Origin of the sequence: uncultured Intestinimonas sp. (assembly GCF_944387245.1) — a bacterium.
GTDB lineage: Bacteria > Bacillota > Clostridia > Oscillospirales > Oscillospiraceae > Intestinimonas.
This window is the reverse complement of sequence record NZ_CALXEE010000001.1, coordinates 58,046-79,475: the sequence shown is the minus strand read 5'-3', so window position 1 is coordinate 79,475 and position 21,430 is coordinate 58,046. Positions and strand designations below refer to the sequence as shown.

The window sequence follows — 21,430 nt, the reverse complement described above, 5'->3', positions numbered from 1 at the left end:
CTCAGCCCTCCCGCTGGAGGTAGCCTCTGGGGGTCACCATCTTGCCGCCCAGCAGTTTGGTCTGGCTGCTGCCGATAAAGACGGTGGTGAACATATCCACCTGGGTATCCCGCAGGGCACCCAGGGTGGTGATGGTCCCCCGCTCTCCCTCGCGGCCGATGTTCTGCACATAGCCGCAGATGGTGTCCGGGGACTTCCCCGCCGCCATCAGGATGTCGCAGGCCCGCTTCAGATGGTCGGGGCGGCTGTGGCTGGCGGGATTGTAGAGGCACAGGACAAAGTCGCCCTTAGCGGCGCACTCCAGCCGCAGGGCAATCTTGTCCCAGGGGGTGAGCAGGTCGGAGAGGGAGACCACGGCAAAGTCGTGGGTCAGCGGGGCGCCCAGCACGGCGGCGCCGCCGCAGGCGGCGGTGATGCCGGGGACCACCTCGATCTCGATGGGGGGATACTCCTGGGCCACCTCATAGATGAGGCCCGCCATGCCGTAGATGCCGGAGTCGCCGGAGCACACCATGGCTACGTCCCGGCCGGACACCGCCGCTTCCACCGCCGCACGGCAGCGGTCCACCTCCCGGCGCATACCGGTGGACAGCATCTCTTTCTCGGGAAACTCCTCGCGGATGAGGGCGATGTAGGCGGTATAGCCCACGATGAGGTCGGCCCGCTCCAGGGCCTCCCGGGCACGGCCCGTCAGATCCCGGCCGGCGCCGGGCCCCAGGCCCACAACTGTCACTCGCATGAATCAATCTCCTTTTTCAGAAAAGCGGATGGTGAGGGGGACCTGACTCACCGCCACGGTGACCCCCGCCCCCGCCTGTTTGGTTACGATCAGGGCGCCGCCTCCCAGGACGGCGGCGCGCTCACACACGTTGTCCACCCCGGTGACCCCTTTCACAAAGGGGGACGGGGTAAAGTTCCCCGGCACCGTCGAGAGCGCTTCAGCAGTATAGGTGGTGAGGGGCAGGCCCAGGCTCCGGCAGAAAGCCAGGAGGCCGGGCTCGTCCTTCTTCAAGTCGATGGAACACACCGCGGCCACCCCTTTAAGGGAGAGATGGTGAGCCGCAAAGACCCGCTCCACCGCTCCAGCGATGGCCGCCGCCGCCGTGCCCCGGCGGCAGCCGATGCCCAGGCGGAGCACCGGCGGGATGAGGCGGACGGTGTGGGGGAAAGGCGTCTTTTCCGGGTCCAGGGTGAGGGCGATGCCGGCCTCCGCCGGGCCTTCCGCCACCCCTTGGGGCAATTCTCCCCGGATAGGAAAATCACTTGACAGCCCTGCGGAAGTGCCTGCGAGCAGGGCAGCGGACACCCGTTTGGCCCCTTCTCGTCCGTCAAGGTAAAATCCTTGCTCACTGGCCCACTGGTCCACGGCAAAAAATCCGTTCACATCGGTGGCGGTGGACACCGCCGCAGCGCCTCCGGTGAACCGTGCCACCAGCCGGGCCAGGTCGTTGGCGCCCCCCACATGGCCGGAGAGGAGGGGGACGACGAAGTGTCCCGCCTCGTCCACCGACACCACGGCGGGGTCGGTAAATTTATCCTTCACATAGGGGGCGATGGTCCGGACGGCGATGCCGCTGGCCCCCACGAAGAGGAGGGCGTCGGTGTCGGCAAACCGCGCCCCGGCCCACTCCCCCAGGCTCCCGTAGCCGGGGAGCCCCGTCTCCGGCGACAGCCGCTCCGGCACCGCCAGGGCGCAGCTGTGGCCGATCTCCGCCAGGTAGTGGGCCAGGCTTCTGGCCAGCCCGGTCCCCCGGCTGGTGAAGGCGGTGAGGGCGATCTTCACTTGCTGGCCTCCCGGTAGCCGTGGGTGAAGGCGGGGTCATAAAGCTTGGAGCGGTCGTACTTGTCCCCCAGGAAGCCGCCCACGGTGATGAGGGCGGTCTTGGTGACGTTGTGCTCCTTGGCGGTGACGGCCAGGGTGGACACGGTACAGCGGTAAACCGCCTGCTCCGGCCAAGTGGCCTTGTAGACGATGGCGGCGGGGGTGTCGGGGGCGTAGCCGCCCTCCATCAGTTCCTTCTCCACCTCCTCCAGCAGACCGGTGGAGAGGAAGAGGACCATGGTGCAGCCGTGGGAGGCCATTTTGGAGAGTTTCTCCCCCTCGGGCATCGGCGTGCGGCCCGCCATGCGGGTGATGATGACACTCTGGGACACGTCGGGGAGGGTGTACTCGGCCTCCAGGGCGGCGGCCGCTCCGGAGAAGGAGGAGACGCCGGGGGTCACGTCGTAGGCCAGTCCCAGCTCGTCCAGCAGGTCCATCTGTTCCCGGATGGCGCCGTAGAGGGAAGGGTCGCCGGTGTGGAGGCGGACGGTGTCCCACCCCTTGGTCTCAGCGTCCTTCATGACGTCGATGACGGCCTCCAGGGTCATGGAGGCGCTGTCGTAGACGATGCAGCTCTCCTTCTTATAGTCCAGCAGGGCGGGGTTCACCAGGCTCCCGGCGTAGATGATGACGTCGGCCTCCCCCAGGAGCTTGGCTCCCCGGACGGTGATGAGGTCGGCGGCTCCGGGGCCCGCGCCGATGAAGTGGATCATGGTCACAACTTCCTTTCACGATGAGATGGGGTGTAGAGCGGCCAGCCGGTCGGCCCCCGCCGTCTTTCCCAGAATTCCATAGCGGTTGGAGAAGAAGATGGCCTCAATGGCCATCTCCGCCCCCGCCCGGCGTTTGAGCTGTTCGTCCAGGGCCTCGGTCAGGGAGGCCATGACCGCCTCCCGCAGCCCGGCCCCGTCCAGAATCGCCACAGCGTCGTCGGTGGTGACGGTGCGGTAGAGGGCCTCTACCGTGGCCCGGTCCCCGCCGCAGAGGGCAGCGTGGGTGCACAGGGTCTCCCGCCGGCCGTCGGCCACCCGGGAGTGGGTGTTCATCACCCCGGCGGCCACCTTGCACAGCTTGCCCACGTGGCCCACCAGCAGCAGGCTGCGGAAGCCCAGGCCGGCGGCGTGGTCGATGGCCTCGCCGATGTAGTTGGAGCAGGTGCACCAGCGGCCCAGCCCCAGGCCCAGCACCTCCCGGGCAAAGGTCTCCCCGTAGTTGCCCGGGGTGACCACAATGTCCGTCGCCCCGGCGGCGGCAAGCATGTCCTGCTCCAGCCGGAGGGAATCGATGAGGGCGGCCTCGCTCATGGGCCGGACGATACCGGAGGTGCCCAGGATGGAGATGCCCCCCACGATGCCCAGCCGGGGATTGAAGGTCTTTTGGGCCAGCCGCTCCCCCTCGGGGGCGGAGATCACCACCCGCAGTCCTCCGTCACAGCCGTGGTCCGCCATGGCGGCGGCCACCTGCTGCCCGATCATCTGCCGGGGGACGTGGTTGATGGCGGCAGCCCCCACGGGCTGGTCCAGGCCGGGTTTGGTGACCCGGCCCACCCCTTCCCCGCCGTCGATGGCGACGCCGGAACCGTCACACCGCTCCACCCGAGCGAAGATGAGGGTGCCGTGGGTGGCGTCGGGGTCGTCTCCCCCGTCCTTCCGGACAGCGCAGGAGGCCCAGCCGGGTCCCGCCGATGGCTCCAGCAGCTCAACCTCCACCGGGATACCCGCCGGGGTGTCGATGCGCACCGCCGGGGGAAGCTGGCCGGTGAGGAGGAGCTCCGCCGCCCCTCTGGCCGCCGCCGCTGCGCAGGTGCCGGTGGTATAGCCGCACCGCAGCCGCTCCCGCCCCACGGAGATATAGTGTTCGAAATCGCTCAATTCATCCACCTCCCGGGGCTTTTGAGACATAAAACGGGCCCTTTCCTGGATGGAAAGGGCCCGTCGTCAACGGTACTGGTCTGGTCCTCTCCACCTAAGAGCAACACGATCGCTCCGCACGGCAGGTCTCCTGGCTCACGCTTCCTCCTCAGGCGTCCCTTCTCAGCCCCTTGGGCCAATGGGTGGTTCACGCCCTCGTCCGCGCTCACAGTAGAGGTAAGACTGCGCCGGATTTACACCGGACTTCCCTTTTCAGCAGCTGCGTCGCTGCACCTGTGCGGATGAATATCAAATTGTCATCAGGCCGTTCCTTCCGATGGGCCGGCCTAACAGATGTATTATAGCAACTTTATAGCAGGAAGTAAAGGAATACTTTCCCCGGGGCTCAAAAGCCCCGGCTCCACTCAGGCCGCATACCGGCGCCGCTCTCCAGTGCCTTGTCCAGGCGGGCCAGAAACTGTGCCTTATCCTCCGGCAGACTTCCCTTCAACGGAACATAGTTGGAGGCATGGTCACAGGTAAAGTGGAGGGGATCTACCTCCAGCTTTTCGATGAGGAGCCGGGCCTCCCGCAGGCTGTCCATGGGGGTGATGGGCTGGAACTTCCCCGCCTGGTAGTCGGCATAGAGCTCCGTGCCTGGATAGAGGGTCAGGGTGAGGGCGGAGAGGTGCCGGGGCTTCATCTCGTTCATCATGGCGGCGGTGTCCAGGATATGCTGCTCACTGCCTTCCCGGCCGCCCAGGCCCAGCAGGATCATAACCCACAGATCCATGCCTGCCTCCCGGAGCCGCGTTCCAGCCTCCAGCATCTGCCGGGCGCCCACGCCCTTTTTCACCTTCCGCAGGAGGGCGTCGTTCCCCGTCTCTACCCCCAGGTAGGCCCGGGCCAGGCCGTGCTCCCGTAGGAGCTTCAGCTCCTCCGGAGTCTTGGTGAGGGTGCTCCGGGGACCGGCGTAGGTAGTCACCTTCTCCAGAGAGGGGAAGGTGGCGTAGAGGGTATCCAGAATGGTGATGAGATCATTGGTGCGCATGATAATGGCGTCGCCGTCGCAGAGGAAGACCCGCCGCACATCACCGTAGTAGGCCTTGGCCATGCGGATATCCTCCAGAATATCCGCCATGGGCCGGATGTGGAACTTCTTGTCCCGGTACATATTGCAGAAGGTGCAGGTGTTGTTGGAGCAGCCCACCGTGACCTGGAGAAGGTAGCTCTTCCACTCTCCCGGGGGCCGGTAAATATCGCCTTCGTATCTCACAAATGTTCCTCCGTCAGTTCTTTCATAGCTTGATAAAGGGCGTCCATCTCCTCGTCGGTACCCACGCTGATGCGCAGATGGTCGGAGATCCTGGGCCGGTCGAACCAGCGCACCAGGATGCCCCGCTGCCGCAGGCCGTCCAATAGGGTCTTAGCGGCGACCTTGGGGTGATGGACAAACAGGAAGTTGGCTTTGGAGTCGGTAACCGTAAAGCCCAGCTCCCGCAGCTGCGCCGCCGAGCGATCCCGGGTGGCGGATACCTTGGCCGCCTGGGCCTCGAAATAGGCCTCATCGGCGATGGAAGCAGCGGCCGCCGCCTGAGCACACCGGTCCACGGTATAGGAGTTGATGGAGTCCCGGACGCACCGGAGGGCGGCCATCAGGTCGGGGTGTCCCAGGGCGTAGCCCACCCGCATACCGGCCAGGCCGCGGCCCTTAGAGAGGGTGCGTACCACCACCAGGTTGTCATATCGGTTCACCAGGGTGTCGGCGGAGGTGCCGCCGAAGTCGATGTAGGCCTCATCCACCAGGACCACCGCCTGAGGATTGGACTCCAGAATGCGGATCAGATCCTCCCGGGACACCTCTAAGCCCGTGGGGGCGTTGGGGTTGGCCACCACCACGCCGCCGCTGTTCCCGGTGCAGAAGGGTACCACCGGCAGAGAGAAGTCCTCCCCCAGGGGGATGAGCCGAGGGTTGAGGCCGAAATATTCGGCGTAGACAGCATAGAAGGTATAGGTGATGTCGGCAAAGCACACCGGCCGGTCAGGGTCAAAGAAGGCCTGGAAGCAGAAGGCCAGCACCTCGTCGGAGCCGTTGCCGGGGAATACCTGCTCCGGTGTGAGCCCGTGGACGGCGGCGATGGTCGTGCGCAGCTGGGCACACTCCGGGTCGGGGTACAGCCGCAGCCGGTCGTCCGCCGCCTCCCGCAGGGCTTCCAGGGCCTTAGGGGATGGGGGATAGGGATTTTCGTTGGTATTGAGCTTGATAAAGACCCGGTCCTTGGGCTGCTCCCCCGGCACGTAGGGGACCATGTCCCGGATCCGGCGGCTCCAGTATTTTTTCACGGCTGCTCCTCCTCCCGCAGGATCTTTTTGATGTTTTTCTCCGCCTTGCTCCGGGGCAGCATGACCTCGTGTCCGCAGCCCTGACAGCGGAGCCGGAAGTCCATCCCCACCCGCAGCACCAGCCATTCCTTGCTGCCGCAGGGGTGGGGCTTCTTCATCTCCAGAACATCGCCCAGACGCACATCCATGGTGAGCGCCTCCTTCCCGCAGATTACAATTAACTAATTATATGTTCCAGGGCCCATCCTGTCAATTCCGGCTTTCCCGGCGCATATAGTGACATATCCGCAAAAAACGGGACCATAGAAAGGAATGATCGGGATGCTCAGCCGTTTTCTTCCCGAGGGCAGACGCCTGGAGACGCCGGAGAACCGGGCCGCCTGTTCCTCTCTGTCCGGGCTGCTCTCCGCCCGGGACCGGGACCAGATCCTGGAGGGCATGGCCCTCTCCTGCTCCCCGGAGCACGACCTCACCGTGGCCCTGGGGCCCTTTATCGGGGTGATCCCCCGGTCGGAGACCGCCGTGGGGGTGGCAGAGGGCACCGTCCGGGACATCGCCATCCTCTCCCGGGTGGGCAAGCCGGTATGTTTTCTGGTGGAGCGGGTCATGGAGGGCCCCGACGGTCCCCGGCTCCTCCTCTCCCGCCGCCGTGCCCAGCTGCTGGCCCGGGAGGCCCTCATGGCCCGGCTGCGGCCCGGCATGGTCATCCCCTGCACCGTCACCCACTTAGAGCCCTTCGGCGCCTTTGTGGACATGGGCTGCGGCCTGGTGTCCATGATCGGCCTGGAGCAGATCTCCGTCTCCCGTATCCCCCACCCCGCCTGCCGCTTCACCGTGGGCCAGGAGATTTTCGCCGCCGTGGTGGACACCGACCCCAACCTGGGCCGGGTGCGGCTCACGCACCGTGAGCTGCTGGGCACCTGGGAGGAAAACGCCCGCCGCCTTGCCACCGGCATGACAGTGGCGGGCTGGGTCCGGGGCATCAAGGACTACGGCATCTTTGTGGAGCTCTTCCCCAACCTGTCCGGCCTGGCCGAGCCCCGGGAGGATCTGCGGGAGGGGGACCGGGTCTCCGTCTTTCTCAAATCCATCCTGCCCGAGCGGATGAAGATCAAGCTCCTCATCATCGACCGGCTGCCCCCGGAGCCCGTACCGCCACCCCTCACCTACTTCATCACCGACGGCCGGCTGGGCCACTGGCGCTACGCCCCCGAAGGCTGCCGGAAAACGGGGCTGGAGACCGATTTCCTCTAAAGCCTTTACGCCGACTCGAACACATGTTAGAATGGAGGGGAACATTCCCCTCCATTCTTTTTTCGGGAGGTCTTTTTATGGCGTACCGGCCTCTGGCGGACGAGATCCGCCCCACCAGTCTGGACGAGGTGGTGGGCCAGCGGCACATTCTGGGCCCGGACGGGCTGCTGCGGCGCATCATCGAGAGCGGGAACATCCCCAACCTGGTCTTTTATGGCCCCTCTGGCACCGGCAAGACCACCGTGGCCAACCTCATCGCCGCCCGGACCAACCGGGCATTGCGGCGAATCAACGCCACCACCGGCTCCCTCTCCGATGTGAAGGACGTATTAGCCGACGTGGGCACCATGCTGGCCCCCAACGGCATCCTCCTCTACTTGGACGAGATCCAGTACTTTAACAAAAAGCAGCAGCAGTCCCTGTTGGAGGTCATCGAAAAGGGCGACGTCACCCTCATCGCCTCCACCACCGAGAACCCCTACTTCTACGTCTACAACGCCGTGCTCAGCCGGTCCACCGTCTTCGAGTTCAAGCCGGTGGAGGCCGCCGACGTCCTCCCCGCCATCGACCGGGGCATGTCCATCATGGCCGTCCGGCTGGGGGCAGAGCTCTCCTGTGAGGACGGCGTGCGGGAGGCCATCGCCTCGGCCTGCGGCGGCGACGTGCGCAAAGCCATGAACGCGGTGGAGCTTTTGATGAACACCGCCCGGCGGGAAAACGGGGTGCTACGGGTAACCCTGGCCGACGCCCAAGTGGTGGCCCAGCGCTCCGCCATGCGGTATGACCGGGAAGGGGACGACCACTACGACATCCTCTCCGCCCTCCAGAAGTCCATCCGGGGCTCCGACCCTGACGCAGCCTGCCACTACCTGGCCCGGCTGCTGGAGGCGGGGGACCTGATCTCCGCCTGCCGCCGGCTCATGGTCATCGCCTGCGAGGACATCGGCCTGGCCTACCCCCAGATCATCCCCATCGTCAAGGCCTGCGTGGACGCTGCCAACATGCTGGGCCTCCCTGAGGCCCGTATCCCCCTGGGGGACGCGGCGGTACTCATGGCCACCAGCCCCAAGTCCAACTCCGCCCACATCGCCTTCGACGCCGCCCTGGCCGACGTCCGGGCGGGCAAGACCGGGGACTACCCCCGCCACCTCCAGAACAAACACGCCGACTCCGCCGGCATGGAGCGGGAACAGGGCTACCTCTACCCCCATGACTTCCCCCACCACTGGGTACGGCAGCAGTACCTTCCCGACAGCCTTCTGGGCACCCGGTACTACACCTACGCCGAGAACAAGGCAGAGCAGGCGGCCAAACGCTACTGGGAAGAGATCAAGGGACCCGATTTCTAAACACAGAAAGACCCGCGGCCTGGGCCGCGGGTCTTTCGTTATGTTTCATCTTCGATCGATCCAGGCCTGGACCCCGCCCACCAGCTGACTCAGGTGCCAACCGTCCAGGAGGCGGTGGTTGAGCTGCACCGCGTAGGGCAGCAGAAGCCTCCCCTCCCGCTTTTCAAGCTTTCCCCAGGTCACCCTTGGAATGGAGTCGTCCGGGTTGATGTCCATCTCGTTGGTAAGGCTGCTAAAGCTTATCCAGGGCAGGCAGGAAATATAGACCAGATCGTCCCTGGCCTCCGACTCCGCCGGCGGGAAGGGCGATTTCTGGGCTGCGTCATACCGGGCACATCGGTCACAAAATTCCTCTACGCTTCCGCCGAAGGGCACCGTCACGATCTTCAACAGATGGGTGTTCCCATCCATGACCACAAAACTGGGGTCCAGATGGTCGTGCTTCACCACCTGGCTGCCCCGGATTTTATAAAGGTAATCGGGCAGGTCATTCATCACCGTCATGGTGGCATAGATGAGACTGTAATAAAAGGAGCCCTTCCGTTCTTTGACCCACGGATAGAACTTGGTCACATCCAGGGTGCTGGTCACATTATAAAATGGAAAAGAAAGCCCGGAAAAGAATTGGAAATGTTCCTTGCGGGGCCAGGTCTCCAGGTCTACCAACTCCATGTCACTTCGTCCCCTTCTGGAAGAAGGCGCACCAGGGCCGCAGAGTGCAGTTCTGGCAGTCCGGCTTCCGGGCGGTACACACCGCCCGGCCATGGAGCACCAGCCGGTGACAGAAGTTGTTGGACTCCTCCGGAGGCAGTACCTTCCGCAGCTGGGTCTCCACCTTGCCCGGGTCCTTGGTGCCATCGGTAAGGCCGAGCTTGCCCGAGATGCGGATGCAGTGGGTGTCCGCCACCACCACACCGGGGACGTGATAGACGTCCCCTAGAATGAGGTTGGCCGTCTTACGACCCACGCCGGGCAGTTTCAGCAGATCCTCCATGTTGTCGGGCACCTTGCCGTCAAACTGCTCCAGCATCATCTGGGAGGCGGCCACGATGTCCCGGGCCTTGGCCCGGAAAAAGCCCGTGGAGTGAATGTACTCCTCCACCTCGGCCACGTCGGCCTGGGCCAGGGACTCCAGGGTGGGGAATCGGGCAAAGAGGGCCGGCGTCACCATGTTCACCCGCTCGTCGGTACACTGGGCCGACAGGCGGACGGCAAACAGCAGCTCATAGGGTTTGGGGTAGTTGAGGGAACAGATGCCCTCCGGATAAAGAGCCTTGAGCTCCTCCACGATGGCTCTGGCCCGCTCTTTCTTTGTCATATCGGCCATTCCTTTCCATGCCGCACTGCCGGCGGTCTTCCGCCGGACTCTGCTGTCGTAATATCTGAATTTCACAAAAACAGTTCATTTTGTCTGTTTTTATAAAATTGTGCGGCTCTGCCGCGCGGATAAAATGCATTGCGGTTTATTCAGTCTCCATTATCATACCATAAATATCGGCAAGATGCGACTGTGTTTTTCCAAGAATGACAGTTGTATTTCTCAAAACGTTCCGGTATAATATTTGCATGTCACTTTGACACATTACTTTCTTGATGCGAGGTGCGACGGCAATGGTACAAGAAATGATCGATTTCCTCACCGCCAACGACCCGGAAGTGGGCGCCACCGTGGCGGCCGAGCTGGCCCGGCAGCGGCGGAACATTGAGCTCATCGCCTCTGAGAACATCGTCAGCGAGGCGGTACTGGTGGCCATGGGCACGGTGCTCACCAACAAGTACGCCGAGGGCTACCCCGGCAAGCGCTACTACGGCGGCTGCCAGGAGGTGGACGTCACCGAGAACATCGCCCGGGACCGGGCCTGCAAGCTCTTCGGCGCCGACCATGCCAACGTCCAGCCCCACTCCGGCGCCCAGGCCAACTATGCCGTCTACCAGGCTCTGTGTGAGCACGGCGACACCGTACTGGGCATGGACCTGGGCAACGGCGGCCACCTCACCCACGGCTCTCCCGTGAACTTCTCCGGCAAGAACTATCATATGGTTTCTTACGGCCTCAACGACAAGGGTTACATCGACTATGACCAGGTCCGGGACCTGGCCCGGCAGCACAAGCCCAAGATGATCATCGCCGGCGCCTCCGCCTACCCCCGGATCATCGACTTTAAGGCCTTCGCCGACATCGCCCACGAGGTGGGCGCCTACCTGTTCGTGGACATGGCCCACATTGCCGGCCTGGTGGCCGCCGGGCTCCACCCCTCCCCTGTCCCCTACGCCGACGTGGTCACCACCACCACCCACAAGACCCTCCGTGGTCCCCGGGGCGGCATGATCCTCTGCAAGGAGGAGCTGGCCAAGAAGATCGACTCCGCCATCTTCCCCGGCTCCCAGGGCGGTCCTCTCCTCCACATCATCGCCGCCAAGGCTGTTGCCTTCGGCGAGGCTCTCAAGCCCGAGTTCAAGACCTATCAGGAGCAGATCATCAAAAACGCTGCTGTCCTGGCCCAGTCTCTCACCGACGCCGGCTTCGACCTGGTCTCCGGAGGCACCGACAACCACCTGATGCTGGTGGACCTGCGCAAAGCCCATATCACCGGCAAGGAGCTGGAGAAGCGGCTGGATGAGGTCTGCATCACCGTCAACAAGAACGCCATCCCCAACGACCCCGAGAAGCCCTTCGTCACCAGCGGCATCCGGGTGGGCACCCCCGCCGTCACCACCCGCGGCTTCGGCGAGGAGGAGATGAAGGTCATCGGCTCCCTGATCTGGCAGGCCGCCACCGACTTTGATGCCAAGGCTAACTCCATTCGGGAGACTGTAGCCGCCATGTGCGCCAAATACCCCCTCTATCAGTGAGTCTTATCCCATCAGCAAGCGAGGAGTCTGTCCACCGTGGCCAGGCTCCTCGTTTTGTATTATTGGGGAAATATGTTTTACTTTTCTGTAAAATCTGATATTTTTGAATTAAAATATGTTGGTGTTGGTCGGCATTGTCCACAGGACCCGGGTTTCTCAGTGGTCTTTACGACATTTCTCAAGATGCGCACGATTGCTGTTTCATCGAGGACTGTGTGAAAATTTATATGCCTCCGATGTTCCAAAGGCCTATAGAGATTCTTAAGGAAGAAATCAGCCTTACATTGTCTTCCGGAGCAGATGGTTTTTTACTTGTAGCCGGTGTCGATGATCTCCCGTCCATCTACCTCAGGCAGAGACAGCGTGCCGGTGACACCGTTCTTAAAAATGCAGCGGAGACTTTGGAGGACGTCACATATGGAACCCGACAGCTCCATCGGGTAACAGAGGTGGACCCCATCGGTTCCACCCGTGTTCTTGAGCCAGAACGCAAGAAAGTCCACCGTTTTTATCAGGCCTTGCTGTCTGGCACCATCGCCTATGCCCAGGTCGATCTTGAGGGCGGCCATCTCATGTCAGTGGGCGGAGTTTGGCGTCCCTATCATCAGGACTACCGCACTACCTCCCGCGACTTTATCAATGTATTTCAGAATAAGCTCACAGCCTGCCTTCCCAAAGAACAGTTCTCGCTTTTGGATGGCTATCGGGACGCCTCCACCTGGGCCGAACGTCTCTCTGGGCAGGACCAGTGACCGGCTGCACTGCCGCCCGCCGGGACCCGCTGACCCACATCACGCCTCTCTTAATATTCCCGTGTAAACGACAGTTCACAGCAAAATGGGCCCGACCGCTAAAAAGCGGTCGGGCCCATTTTGCTATCTGTTGTTGTCGCGCCATCAAGCACGTGAACTTCCGTTTTTACAGATCCACGATGACACCGGGGTTGAGGATATTGTTGGGATCAAAGGCACGCTTGATGTTGCGCATGATCTCCAGCACATGGGGGGTATACTGCAGTTCCATGTAGGGCTTCCGGGTCTTGCCGGTACCGTGCTCGGCAGTAACAGTTCCACCGTACTTCAGAGCGGCCTTGTAGATGTCCCGGCGCATATCGTCGGCCCACTCAGGCACCTTTCCGTCTACCATGAGGATGAAGTTATGGAAGTTGCCATCGGCCACGTGACCAAAGCGGGGGCTGCGGGTGCCGTACTTCTCGGCAATGGCGTCGATGTACCGGAGCAGATCGCCGATGTGGGCCACGGGGACAGCGGTATCCAGGGAGTCCACAAACTCGGGCTTAAAGACCTCGTAGATATCGGAGCGGATCTCCAGGATATTGCGCTGCTCCTTCTCGTTTTCAGCGATGACGGAACCCACGGCCCCGTTGTTCTCGCAGATCTCGGCGATGGTACCTGCGGTCTCATAAAGGGCGTCCTCGGTGGCCTCCTCCACCATGTAGATGAGGTCCACACAGCCCTCGTCGCTCATGGGCCAGGTCTTGCTGATGCGCTTGGCGGTCTCCACGGCGATATCGCGGTCCATGTACTCTACGGCCAGGGGGATGATACCCGCCTTCTGGACCTCACCCACCGATTTGACAGCGGACTCGGTGTCCTTAAAGGAGCAGACCAGAGCGCCGGTGTAGTCCAGGCGGGGATAAAGCTTCAGTGTGGCCTCCAGCACCACAGCCAGGGTGCCTTCGGAGCCTACCAGCAGGTGGAGCAGGTCATAGCCCATGTTGTTCTTCACCAGCTTGCCGCCGAACTGGACGATCTCGCCGTTGGGGAGGCAGACCTTCATTCCCTTGACATAGCTGCGCATGATGCCGTGTTTCACGGCCCGGACACCACCGGCGTTCTCAATGCACATACCGCCCACCTGGGCGCCCTCGTCGCCGGGGTGGCAGGGGAAGTACAGGGCGTGGACATTCTCATTGAGGTATTCATTGAGCTTGGCCAGCGTGACGCCGGTCTGACAGGTAATCATCATATTGGTCTCATCAACCTCCACGATGTCCTTAAAACGTTCCATGGACATGATGACGGAGGGGATGGTGGGGATGGCCGCGCCGCAGGCGCCGGTACCACCGCCGCGGGGGATGATGGGGGTCTTTGTCTCGTTGGCCCACTGGAGAATCTTGGAGACCTCTTCATAAGTACCGGGCCGGACCACCAGACAATCCTCGCAGGCCTTGGGACGGACAAACTCCTCCGTCTCGTCATAGAGATAGCCGGACACATCCTCCTTGGAAGAATAGACATAATCCTTACCGCAGATACCGATGAGCGCGTCGATGAATTCCTGTTTCATTGCTGTTCTTACCCCTTTCTGTGTGGCGCGGTCAGACCGCGTCCTGAGCGGATTCTTTCCCAAGGACCTTTTTCTTGTAGATCTGAGTGACAATGGCGTTCACCACGCCAATGGCCATGATGACAGCCGCATAGATGAAGATGTTCTGGTAGCCGGCATTGCCGTGCTTATCCAGCCAGTAGCCAAAGAGGACGAAGATAAAGAGGTCGGGGCAGTAGCCGATGGCGCACACCACACCGGAGGTGGTACCTGCATACTTTCTGGGGATCTTCAGCTCCGAAGGAACGGCGAACATGCAGCCGCGGGCCATGTAGGTGAGCACGCCAGCGCACAGGGTAAGTGCTGTAAGCACGGCCGCGCTGGTACCGACAGGTACGAGCATAAAGACCAGCACGATCACCACGGCCGCCGCCAGGGAGACGCCCACCACTTTGGAGACCGAGTGAATCTTATCGCCCAGCCAACCGCCCACCGGAGCGCCGATAAAACGGGTACCGTACTGCCGGATGATGGCGATGGCGCCCGTGCCGGCCAGGGAGACACCCAAAACATTGCTGAAATAGGGGGTGTAATAGGAGAGGGTACAGTACATGGTGTAGGTAGTGAACACAGCGATGCCGGACATCCAGGTACGGGGGTTGATCACGATGCTCACCCAGTCCCTGATGGTCATCTTGGAATTGATGTTGCTCTCACCGCCGCTCTCGGGAGAGGGCTTGCCGGGGTCGGGGACCAGAACGGCCAGTATGACCAGGGAGATCACGCCCAGCACGGCATAGCCGATGATGGCCGCTTTAAGGCCGTTGGTGCCAAAGGTGTCATTGGCAAACTTGGCAAAAAGGAAGAGAGCGATGAAGTTCACGATAACGTTGGTAATGCCGCAGAAGGACTCGGTAAGACCGAAAATAGTGCCCTGCTGGTTTTCACTGCCCACCAGACGGACCAGCTTGGTGTGGGCGGGGAAATAGAGGAAGAGGGCAAAGAATGCAAAACCGGCCCAGATAATGAGGGCAAAGCTGTAGGTCATGTTGAGCACAAACAACACATTGAGCACGCAGATAACGCCTACGGACAGCAGATAGATCTTCTTGGTATTGAATTTATCACTGAGCATGCCGCCGAAGGGCGCCAGCAGGTTGCCGATACCGAAGATGGTGATGAGGTATCCCAACTGCTGCTGGGTACAGCCCAGCGTGCCCACCAGGGAATCGTAGAACACATACTGGATAAAGGGGGTCGCGTAGACGATGGTATAGCCCAAGCCAAGGAAGAAGATGATGGTTAGTTGGCGTACGCTCAGTTTGGTGCTGTGTTTTTCCGCATTACTCATTCAAAACCCTCACTCTCTGGACAGATGTCCTGATTTTATGGGTCAGATACCTCCTGACCCCAGATATCCTTTCGCAAGAAGCCATGGTCGTCGAAGCGCATCTCCTTGGGACCGGAGAGCAGCACGACGTCTTCACGATCCTTGATGTCCTGGTACAGGGCCTCAGAGACCAGGATTTCAGACATGTGCAGTGTATTTTTGATGCGGGCCACCCTGGGGTGGTCAAAGTCTGTCTCGACACAGGTTCGGATGGCGGTGAGCACGGCATCCCGGTCGTTCTCAACATAGGTGGGGATCTGCCCTCTGCTGAGCATGGACGCGGTCACGTTGTTGAGCCAGGTGGCGTACCAGTCGATCTCGTTGAGACATCTCCGGACCGTCAGGTCACACAAGTTGATGCCGCAGCCATTGTGGCAGGATGCTTCGGTAATGCCGAGGACCACCAGTCTCTGCAGGTCCAGGACCCCTGGGAAATCTCCCGTATCGTTCCGCCCCGTGATGTTGGGGTCCATGCCGCTGCCGCTGATGTCTTTGCCGATCTCATCCACCACCAGCACATCGCAGCGGTCAAACTTAAACCTGGGAAGCTGGGTCTTGGCAAAGGCCTGAAGCCGGGCATCCAGGTCCAGAATATCCGCGCTCTCACAGGCCTCGATCCGGCAGATCCGGTCATAGGCGTTCTGGACCACACCAACACCGAAGGCCACCTTCCCGGTCTTCATGAAGATCTCGGTCACCTTTGGGATATACTCCGGGAAACGGCTGAGCCGCTTGGTGTGGAATACAGATGCTCCCTTTCCCTTGGCCAGGCCGATGGCCACCATTTTGCCCAAGCCGCTCTCGTGCTTTCCCCGAAAATCGGTGTGGGGCTTGACCTTGTTGAACAGGATCACCCCGTCGGCCTCCCAAGCATTCTTGTCACAGTAGAGCGGCGTTCCGTCCTCCAGGGCTCCGTACTGCTCCACCTCCATGCTGGAGTACACCGGCACGCCCATGGTCTCTTGGGTGATCCCATACTCCGCCAGGATCTGCCGCTGTCCCTCTGCCGTCGATCCGCCGTGACTTCCCATCGCGGGCACGATGAAGGGCTTTGCCCCCCACGCCTTACAGGTGTCACAGATGGTGCGGACCAGCTTGTCAAGGTCCGGAATGCCCCGGCTGCCCACTGTCAGCGCCAGCCGCTTGCCACGCAGCCGCTTCCGGTCAAGCACTGAGAACTCCAACTGCTTCCGCAGATGTCCCGAAACGTCCTGGATGTGCCGGTCATCGTATTTCTGCCTGATCCGGTACATGGGCGGGATGACAATCCGGTCCGCCTCCTGGAGAGGCAGATCCATTTTAGGAAACGAGATCAACATCCCTCACACTACCCCCTTTCCACAGCCGTTGTCACACATCTTTTGCGGAAAGGCCAGACCTTAGCTCCGTGCAGCCAGACAGGCCAGTGCGATGGAATTGAGCTTGATCTCCGGCGTGTCCGCCCTGGACCCCAGGATTACCGGATGGGTAGCCCCCAGAACGATGCCCGCCCAGCGGCACTTGCACAGGTGGATCCAGGACTTGCCCATGATGTTCCCCGCCTCCATATTGGGGAAGATCACGATGTCGGTCTCGCCGGTGATCTTGCTGTCGATCTTCTTGTGGGCGGCGGCGTGTGGATCAAAGGCCACGTCGAAGGCGATGGGGCCCTCGATGATGCAGGGCAGATCCGGCCCCAGGGCGCCGCTGGCAACATACTCCACCAGTCCGGCGGCATCCACCGTGGACTGGATCTTGGGGTCCACCATCTCATTGGCCGTCAACGCGGCCACCTTGGGGTTCTCCAGTCCAATGGACTTGGTGGCCAGAAGGATATTTTTCAAAATATCTTTTTTCTGCTCCAGATTGGGCGCTACGTTGATACCACTGTCGCTGCAGTAGACCAGCTTATGGTAGCCGGGCGCCTCGTATACCGCCATCATGGACAGCAGTCGTCCCGTACGCAAGCCGTGCTCCTTGTTGAGGATACCCCGCATGTAGACGCTGGTGTTCACCAGGCCCTTCATGAGGACCTGGGCGCCGCCTTCCCGCACCGCCTTGACAGCAGCTGCAACCGCCTTTTCCTCCCCGTCAGCTGCCAGGATATCCAGAGGCTTGAGGCCAATCTCTTCACAGATGCCGCCTACCGCCTTTGGGTCTCCCACCAGCACCGGGCGTACAAACCCCAGATCCGAGGCCGTCTTGACCGCCTGGAGCAGTTCCTTGTCAGCAGCAGCAGCCACGCTGACGGTAAAGGGTTCGATGGAACGCACTTTCTCAAGAACTTCATCAAAATTTTTCAGCATTTCATGACTCCTCCACAGGGCCGCATCTCTTGTCCCAGCGGCAAGGTTTGTTGATATACAGTACGCCGTACCCAAAGAAACAAAGTACAATCGACAGTAGTGGATTGATATAGTGCAGCAGGGCAAATCTCCAGTATTCCGCGGTGGAGACTCCCAGCGCCGCCGTGACAAACATGCTGGTGGTGGACCAGGGGACAAAGACCTGGGTCAGGGTACCGCCCTCCTCCAGCAGCCGTGAGAGCATCTCCGGGCGCAGTCCACGCTCCTTGAAGGTCTCCCGGAACAGATTACCGTTGAGCACTAGGGTAAGGTAGACCTCGCCCATGACCATGGTGCCCACGGTGGCCGATCCGATGACCAACGGCACCATCATTTTGTCTGACTTGACCTTGGAGACCACCAGTCCCACGACTTTATGCAGATAACCCACCCGCTCCATGACGCCGCCGAAGGAGATCGCAATGCAGGCCAGCGAGAAGGTATACATCATACTCTGGATCCCACCTCGCTGGAGCAGGGTGTCCACCATCTCCACACCGGTGGAGGCGGTGTAGCCGTAGTTCAGGCCGGAGATCACATCCCGGATGCTGACCCCCTGCACCACCACCGCCAGAATGACTGCCAGCAGCGTACCGATAGCCATGCCAGGTATGGCGGGGAACTGCCGGATATTGAGCACCAGCAGGACCACGACCGGCAGCAGAAGAACAGGCGAAATATGGAATGTCGTTCCAATTGTGTCGATGAACGTATTGATGGTGGTGTAATCCATCTGCCCATCCTGATAGAAAAGACCAATGATCGTGAAGATCACAAAGACGATGATATAGGCCGGAAGTGTGGTCATCCACATGCTGCTGATATGCCGCTGCAAAGTCGTCCCCGCTGCCGCCGGAGCCAGATTGGTGGTATCGGAAATGGGGGACATCTTGTCGCCGAAGGAGGCGCTGCACAGCACCATGCCGGCGGTCAGCCCAGCCGGAATCCCCATTCCCGCGCCGATCCCCATCATGGCCAGTCCCATGGTCCCCACCGTCCCCCAGGAGGTACCGATGGACATGGAGGTCAGGCTGCACAGGAGAAGACCAACAGGGAGAAACAGCTTGGGTGTGATGTAGTGCAGCCCATAATAGATCAGCGCCGGCACCGTTCCGGAGAAGATCCAGGCTGCGATGATGAGGCCAATGAAGATGAAGATCACCATGGCCGACATGGACTGGCCCAGCGTTTTCTTCATGCACTCCAACAGGTCATCAAAGCTATATCCCAGCGGAGCCGAGGCAATGCAGGCAAAGGCCAGGGCCACTAGCATAACAATATGAATATCCAGTTCAAAGATCACCAGTCCGAAGAGCATGATCCCCATAGCGATCAGGAATACCACAAGGGACATTCCAACGCTTGGTTCGCGCTTGGTCCTACATTCGGGTTGAGACAAGATGGCCGCCCTCTTTCTCCATGTTATCCTTCCTTTCCCACCTGCCTCTTCACAGGATGCAGGCGACGGTTGGGAGCTTTCCGCTCATTGGTAGACCTTTGCCGTCTCCTCCCCACGGAGCACCCGCAGGGCTCCCAGGGCCAGTGCCTCCATTTCAAACTCGCCAGCCACCACTTCCATGGGGGCCAGGAAAGCCGTCATCCGGCCCACCTCACGGACCACGTACGCGGAGTGGGCAATGCCGCCGGTGAGCACGATACGGTCCACTTTCCCCTCGAAGGCGGCTGCGTAGGAACAGATCTCCTTGGCGATGGCATAGACATAGGCCTCATAGACCAGCTTTGCTTTCTCATCGCCCTCAGCCATGCGCCGCTCCACTTCCTGGGCATCCTTGGTACCCAGATAGTCGTACATACCGCCCACCAAGCTGAGCTTCGCCACCATCTCCTCATGGGTGTATTTCCCGGAGTAACACAGTTCCACCAGCGGATAGGTGGGCAGGCCACCGCTGCGCTCGGGAGAAAAGGGACCATTGGTCCGGCCACCGCTGCCGTCGATCATCTGGCCGTGCTTATGGGCCACAATAGAGTTGCCGGAGCCCAGATGGGCCACGATGAGGTCACATTCTTCATAGGGCTTCCCCACCCGTTCCGCCGCCCACCGGGCCACCGCCTTGTGGTTGAGGGCGTGGAACCAACTGGGCCGCTCCAGATCGGAGATGCCGGAGATCCTGGCTATAGGCATGAGCTCATCCACAGAGACGGGGTCTACCACGAAAGAGGGAATCCCCAGCTCATCGCCGATCTCCTTTGCCAACACAGAGCCCAGGTTGGAGGGATGTTCTCCGTGGACGGCGTTGCGCATATCCTCCACCATACGGTCATTGACCGCGTAAGTTCCGCCTGGAATAGGTTCCATCAGGCCACCCCGACCGGCCACGGCGGAGAGCTCCTTCAGCTCGATGCCCTGCTCTGTGACCGCCCGCAAGATAAGCTCCTTTCGATAGCCAAATTGGTCGAACACCCTGTGAAAGGGCTTCAGGTCCTCCGCCGTGTGGGTGATATTGGCCTTGAAGAGTTGCTTGTCATCTTCAAAAACCGCGATCTTCGTGGAAGTGCCGCCCGGATTGATGACCAGGATCTTCATGTTCCTTCCCCCGCCTTTCTTTGTTGTTCTATTCTTCAGAACAATGTTCCTATATTGTCGGAAAAGAAAGAAACGCGCGGCGCTTCTTCCCATTACGCTGTTGAGCATACCCCCATTCTCTGGAAATGTCAAGCATACTTTTTGTACAAAATCACAATGATTTTTTATGCATTTAAAACACGTGTCCCATGTGGCGGAACAGAAACCGGGTGTCAAAAGTTACTGGAAATTTCCCGGGCGATCCGCTTGACCGCTTCGATCCGCTCCTCAATATCGCCGGAGAGCATGCGGCTGGTGGGGCCGGAGAGGCTGATGGCTGCCACTGCCTCCCCCTTTTGGTTCAAAATGGGCGCACCAATACACGTCAGACCATATTCCAGCTCCTCGTGGTCCAAGGCATAGCCCCGATCCCGGACCTTCGCCAGTTCTGACCGCAGTGCCGCCACTGTGGTGATAGTATGATCGGTGTGAGGGCGCATCGGGTGGGTCTCATAAATGCCAAGGTCAATGTCGGCGCTGTATGCCAACAGACATTTGCCCACCGAAGAGCAGTAGCACTCGCTGCTGGACCCCACCGGCGGGTTGACAGTGAGAACCTGCCGGCTGCTCTCCTCCTTCAGGATGATGACGCTGCGGTAGACATCGTCCGGATTGCGTTCAAGAATGGAGACATTGACTACCTCGCAATAGGCGTCATAGAGTTTTTTTGCGTAGGGACGGACGATCTCCGGCAGCCCCATCCGGTTTTCTACCCCCTTCCCCAGGACGAATAGACGGTTTCCCAGCCAGTATTTTTCCGTCTCCGGATTTTTGCGGACAAAACCACGGTTCTCCAGGGTCACCAGTGTGCGGTATACCGTGCTCTTATAGACACCCAGGTCCGCCGCGATCTTGGTGATGCTGGTCTCCTTCCCCTCATGGTACAGATAGATCATGATCTCCAGAGCCCGGTCCACCGACTGAATGATGTCAGACACACGACATTCCTCCCTAAACACTCACAATTTTCAACCATAATTAAACTACACTTCCAAATCGGTGTCAAGCTGTTCCACACAGTGAAACAATTTTCATATCCGCTAAATTTTCCTTCTGGGAGGTATTGACATGGGCAGGCGGCGGGTGTATGCTCTAAATATCGGAACAAGGTTCTATTCTTCGGAACAAATAGTGAATGGAGGGACCCAGATGAAGGTCGAAATCAACCGGGCGCGGTGCAAGGAATGCGGCCTTTGCATCCACAACTGCCCAAAAAAGTGCATCAGCAAGTCGACTGAGCTCAACGATGCCGGGTATTACCCTGTGCAGATCGACGACGAAGCCTGCATTGGCTGCGGCATCTGTTACACCGTGTGCCCCGACGGCGTGTTCCACGTCCTGGGCTGAGTGAGCGGAAAGGAGTATATACGAC

General features: G+C 60.7%; 21 protein-coding genes and 1 riboswitch. Of the genes, 5 read left to right on the top strand and 16 right to left on the bottom strand.

Going from position 1 to position 21,430, the window contains the following annotated elements; all coding sequences use genetic code 11:
* Position 1 precedes the first annotated feature (1 nt).
* From cobJ to Q0K15_RS00380, 7 genes are all read right to left on the bottom strand, one after another.
* Complete coding sequence (cobJ, locus tag Q0K15_RS00410; protein ID WP_294510356.1) at positions 2-739, bottom strand: precorrin-3B C(17)-methyltransferase; 738 nt, start codon at positions 737-739, stop codon at positions 2-4.
* A 3-nt stretch (positions 740-742) separates the two neighbouring features.
* On the bottom strand, positions 743-1,783 hold the full coding sequence (locus tag Q0K15_RS00405; protein WP_294510353.1) for a cobalamin biosynthesis protein: 1,041 nt from the start codon (positions 1,781-1,783) through the stop codon (positions 743-745).
* A complete protein-coding gene (cobM, locus tag Q0K15_RS00400; protein WP_294510350.1) occupies positions 1,780-2,535 on the bottom strand; it encodes a precorrin-4 C(11)-methyltransferase in 756 nt (251 codons plus the stop codon). Before cobM ends, Q0K15_RS00405 begins: the two co-directional genes overlap by 4 nt.
* A gap of 15 nt (positions 2,536-2,550) precedes the next feature.
* A complete protein-coding gene (cbiD, locus tag Q0K15_RS00395; RefSeq protein ID WP_294510347.1) occupies positions 2,551-3,693 on the bottom strand; it encodes a cobalt-precorrin-5B (C(1))-methyltransferase CbiD in 1,143 nt (380 codons plus the stop codon).
* A 102-nt stretch (positions 3,694-3,795) separates the two neighbouring features.
* Positions 3,796-3,986, bottom strand: a riboswitch (cobalamin riboswitch).
* A 92-nt stretch (positions 3,987-4,078) separates the two neighbouring features.
* Positions 4,079-4,948 (bottom strand): radical SAM protein, encoded by an 870-nt coding sequence (locus Q0K15_RS00390; protein WP_294510344.1) that lies wholly within the window; start codon positions 4,946-4,948, stop codon positions 4,079-4,081.
* Complete coding sequence (gene hisC, locus Q0K15_RS00385; protein ID WP_294510341.1) at positions 4,945-6,015, bottom strand: histidinol-phosphate transaminase; 1,071 nt, start codon at positions 6,013-6,015, stop codon at positions 4,945-4,947. The genes Q0K15_RS00390 and hisC overlap by 4 nt, the downstream gene beginning before the upstream one ends.
* Positions 6,012-6,203: a DUF951 domain-containing protein gene (locus Q0K15_RS00380; RefSeq protein WP_130849724.1), complete on the bottom strand. Its 192-nt coding sequence runs from the start codon at positions 6,201-6,203 to the stop codon at positions 6,012-6,014. Before Q0K15_RS00380 ends, hisC begins: the two co-directional genes overlap by 4 nt.
* A 133-nt stretch (positions 6,204-6,336) precedes the next feature.
* On the opposite strand from Q0K15_RS00380, the gene Q0K15_RS00375 reads away from it, so the two are divergent.
* Complete coding sequence (locus Q0K15_RS00375; protein ID WP_294510336.1) at positions 6,337-7,269, top strand: S1 RNA-binding domain-containing protein; 933 nt, start codon at positions 6,337-6,339, stop codon at positions 7,267-7,269.
* Positions 7,270-7,346: 77 nt separating this feature from the next.
* Positions 7,347-8,618, top strand: coding sequence for a replication-associated recombination protein A (locus Q0K15_RS00370; protein ID WP_294510333.1), 1,272 nt, complete (start codon positions 7,347-7,349; stop codon positions 8,616-8,618).
* A gap of 45 nt (positions 8,619-8,663) precedes the next feature.
* Here the strand turns inward: Q0K15_RS00370 and Q0K15_RS00365 are convergent, their stop codons facing one another.
* Entirely contained in the window at positions 8,664-9,290 is a 627-nt protein-coding gene (locus tag Q0K15_RS00365; protein ID WP_294510330.1) for a chloramphenicol acetyltransferase, read from the bottom strand.
* 1 nt (position 9,291) lies between these two features.
* Positions 9,292-9,936, bottom strand: a complete 645-nt coding sequence (nth, locus tag Q0K15_RS00360) for an endonuclease III (RefSeq protein ID WP_294510327.1) — start codon at positions 9,934-9,936, stop codon at positions 9,292-9,294.
* Between the two features lie 293 nt (positions 9,937-10,229).
* Between nth and glyA the strand changes: the two genes are divergently transcribed.
* On the top strand, positions 10,230-11,471 hold the full coding sequence (gene glyA / locus Q0K15_RS00355; RefSeq protein WP_294510324.1) for a serine hydroxymethyltransferase: 1,242 nt from the start codon (positions 10,230-10,232) through the stop codon (positions 11,469-11,471).
* A gap of 215 nt (positions 11,472-11,686) precedes the next feature.
* Positions 11,687-12,223, top strand: a complete 537-nt coding sequence (locus Q0K15_RS00350; protein WP_294510321.1) for a hypothetical protein — start codon at positions 11,687-11,689, stop codon at positions 12,221-12,223.
* Between the two features lie 166 nt (positions 12,224-12,389).
* Here Q0K15_RS00350 and Q0K15_RS00345 read toward each other — a convergent pair whose 3' ends face one another.
* From Q0K15_RS00345 to Q0K15_RS00315, 7 genes are all read right to left on the bottom strand, one after another.
* Positions 12,390-13,781 (bottom strand): FAD-binding oxidoreductase, encoded by a 1,392-nt coding sequence (locus tag Q0K15_RS00345; protein ID WP_294510318.1) that lies wholly within the window; start codon positions 13,779-13,781, stop codon positions 12,390-12,392.
* Positions 13,782-13,812: 31 nt separating this feature from the next.
* Positions 13,813-15,111 (bottom strand): MFS transporter, encoded by a 1,299-nt coding sequence (locus Q0K15_RS00340; RefSeq protein WP_294510315.1) that lies wholly within the window; start codon positions 15,109-15,111, stop codon positions 13,813-13,815.
* Between the two features lie 35 nt (positions 15,112-15,146).
* Entirely contained in the window at positions 15,147-16,469 is a 1,323-nt protein-coding gene (locus tag Q0K15_RS00335) for a lactate racemase domain-containing protein (RefSeq protein WP_294510312.1), read from the bottom strand.
* Positions 16,470-16,529: 60 nt separating this feature from the next.
* The gene (locus Q0K15_RS00330) at positions 16,530-17,435 is read right to left on the bottom strand and encodes a phosphate acyltransferase (RefSeq protein ID WP_294510309.1); all 906 of its coding nucleotides are present in this window, start codon (positions 17,433-17,435) and stop codon (positions 16,530-16,532) included.
* 1 nt (position 17,436) lies between these two features.
* Positions 17,437-18,873, bottom strand: coding sequence for a Na+/H+ antiporter NhaC (gene nhaC, locus Q0K15_RS00325; protein WP_294510304.1), 1,437 nt, complete (start codon positions 18,871-18,873; stop codon positions 17,437-17,439).
* Positions 18,874-18,957: 84 nt separating this feature from the next.
* Positions 18,958-20,019 carry a butyrate kinase gene (buk, locus tag Q0K15_RS00320; protein ID WP_294510301.1) on the bottom strand — a complete coding sequence of 354 codons (1,062 nt, stop codon included), beginning with the start codon at positions 20,017-20,019 and terminating at the stop codon, positions 18,958-18,960.
* 212 nt (positions 20,020-20,231) lie between these two features.
* A complete protein-coding gene (locus Q0K15_RS00315; RefSeq protein ID WP_294510297.1) occupies positions 20,232-20,996 on the bottom strand; it encodes an IclR family transcriptional regulator in 765 nt (254 codons plus the stop codon).
* 211 nt (positions 20,997-21,207) lie between these two features.
* On the opposite strand from Q0K15_RS00315, the gene Q0K15_RS00310 reads away from it, so the two are divergent.
* Positions 21,208-21,405 (top strand): 4Fe-4S binding protein, encoded by a 198-nt coding sequence (locus Q0K15_RS00310; protein ID WP_130849710.1) that lies wholly within the window; start codon positions 21,208-21,210, stop codon positions 21,403-21,405.
* Positions 21,406-21,430 lie beyond the last annotated feature (25 nt).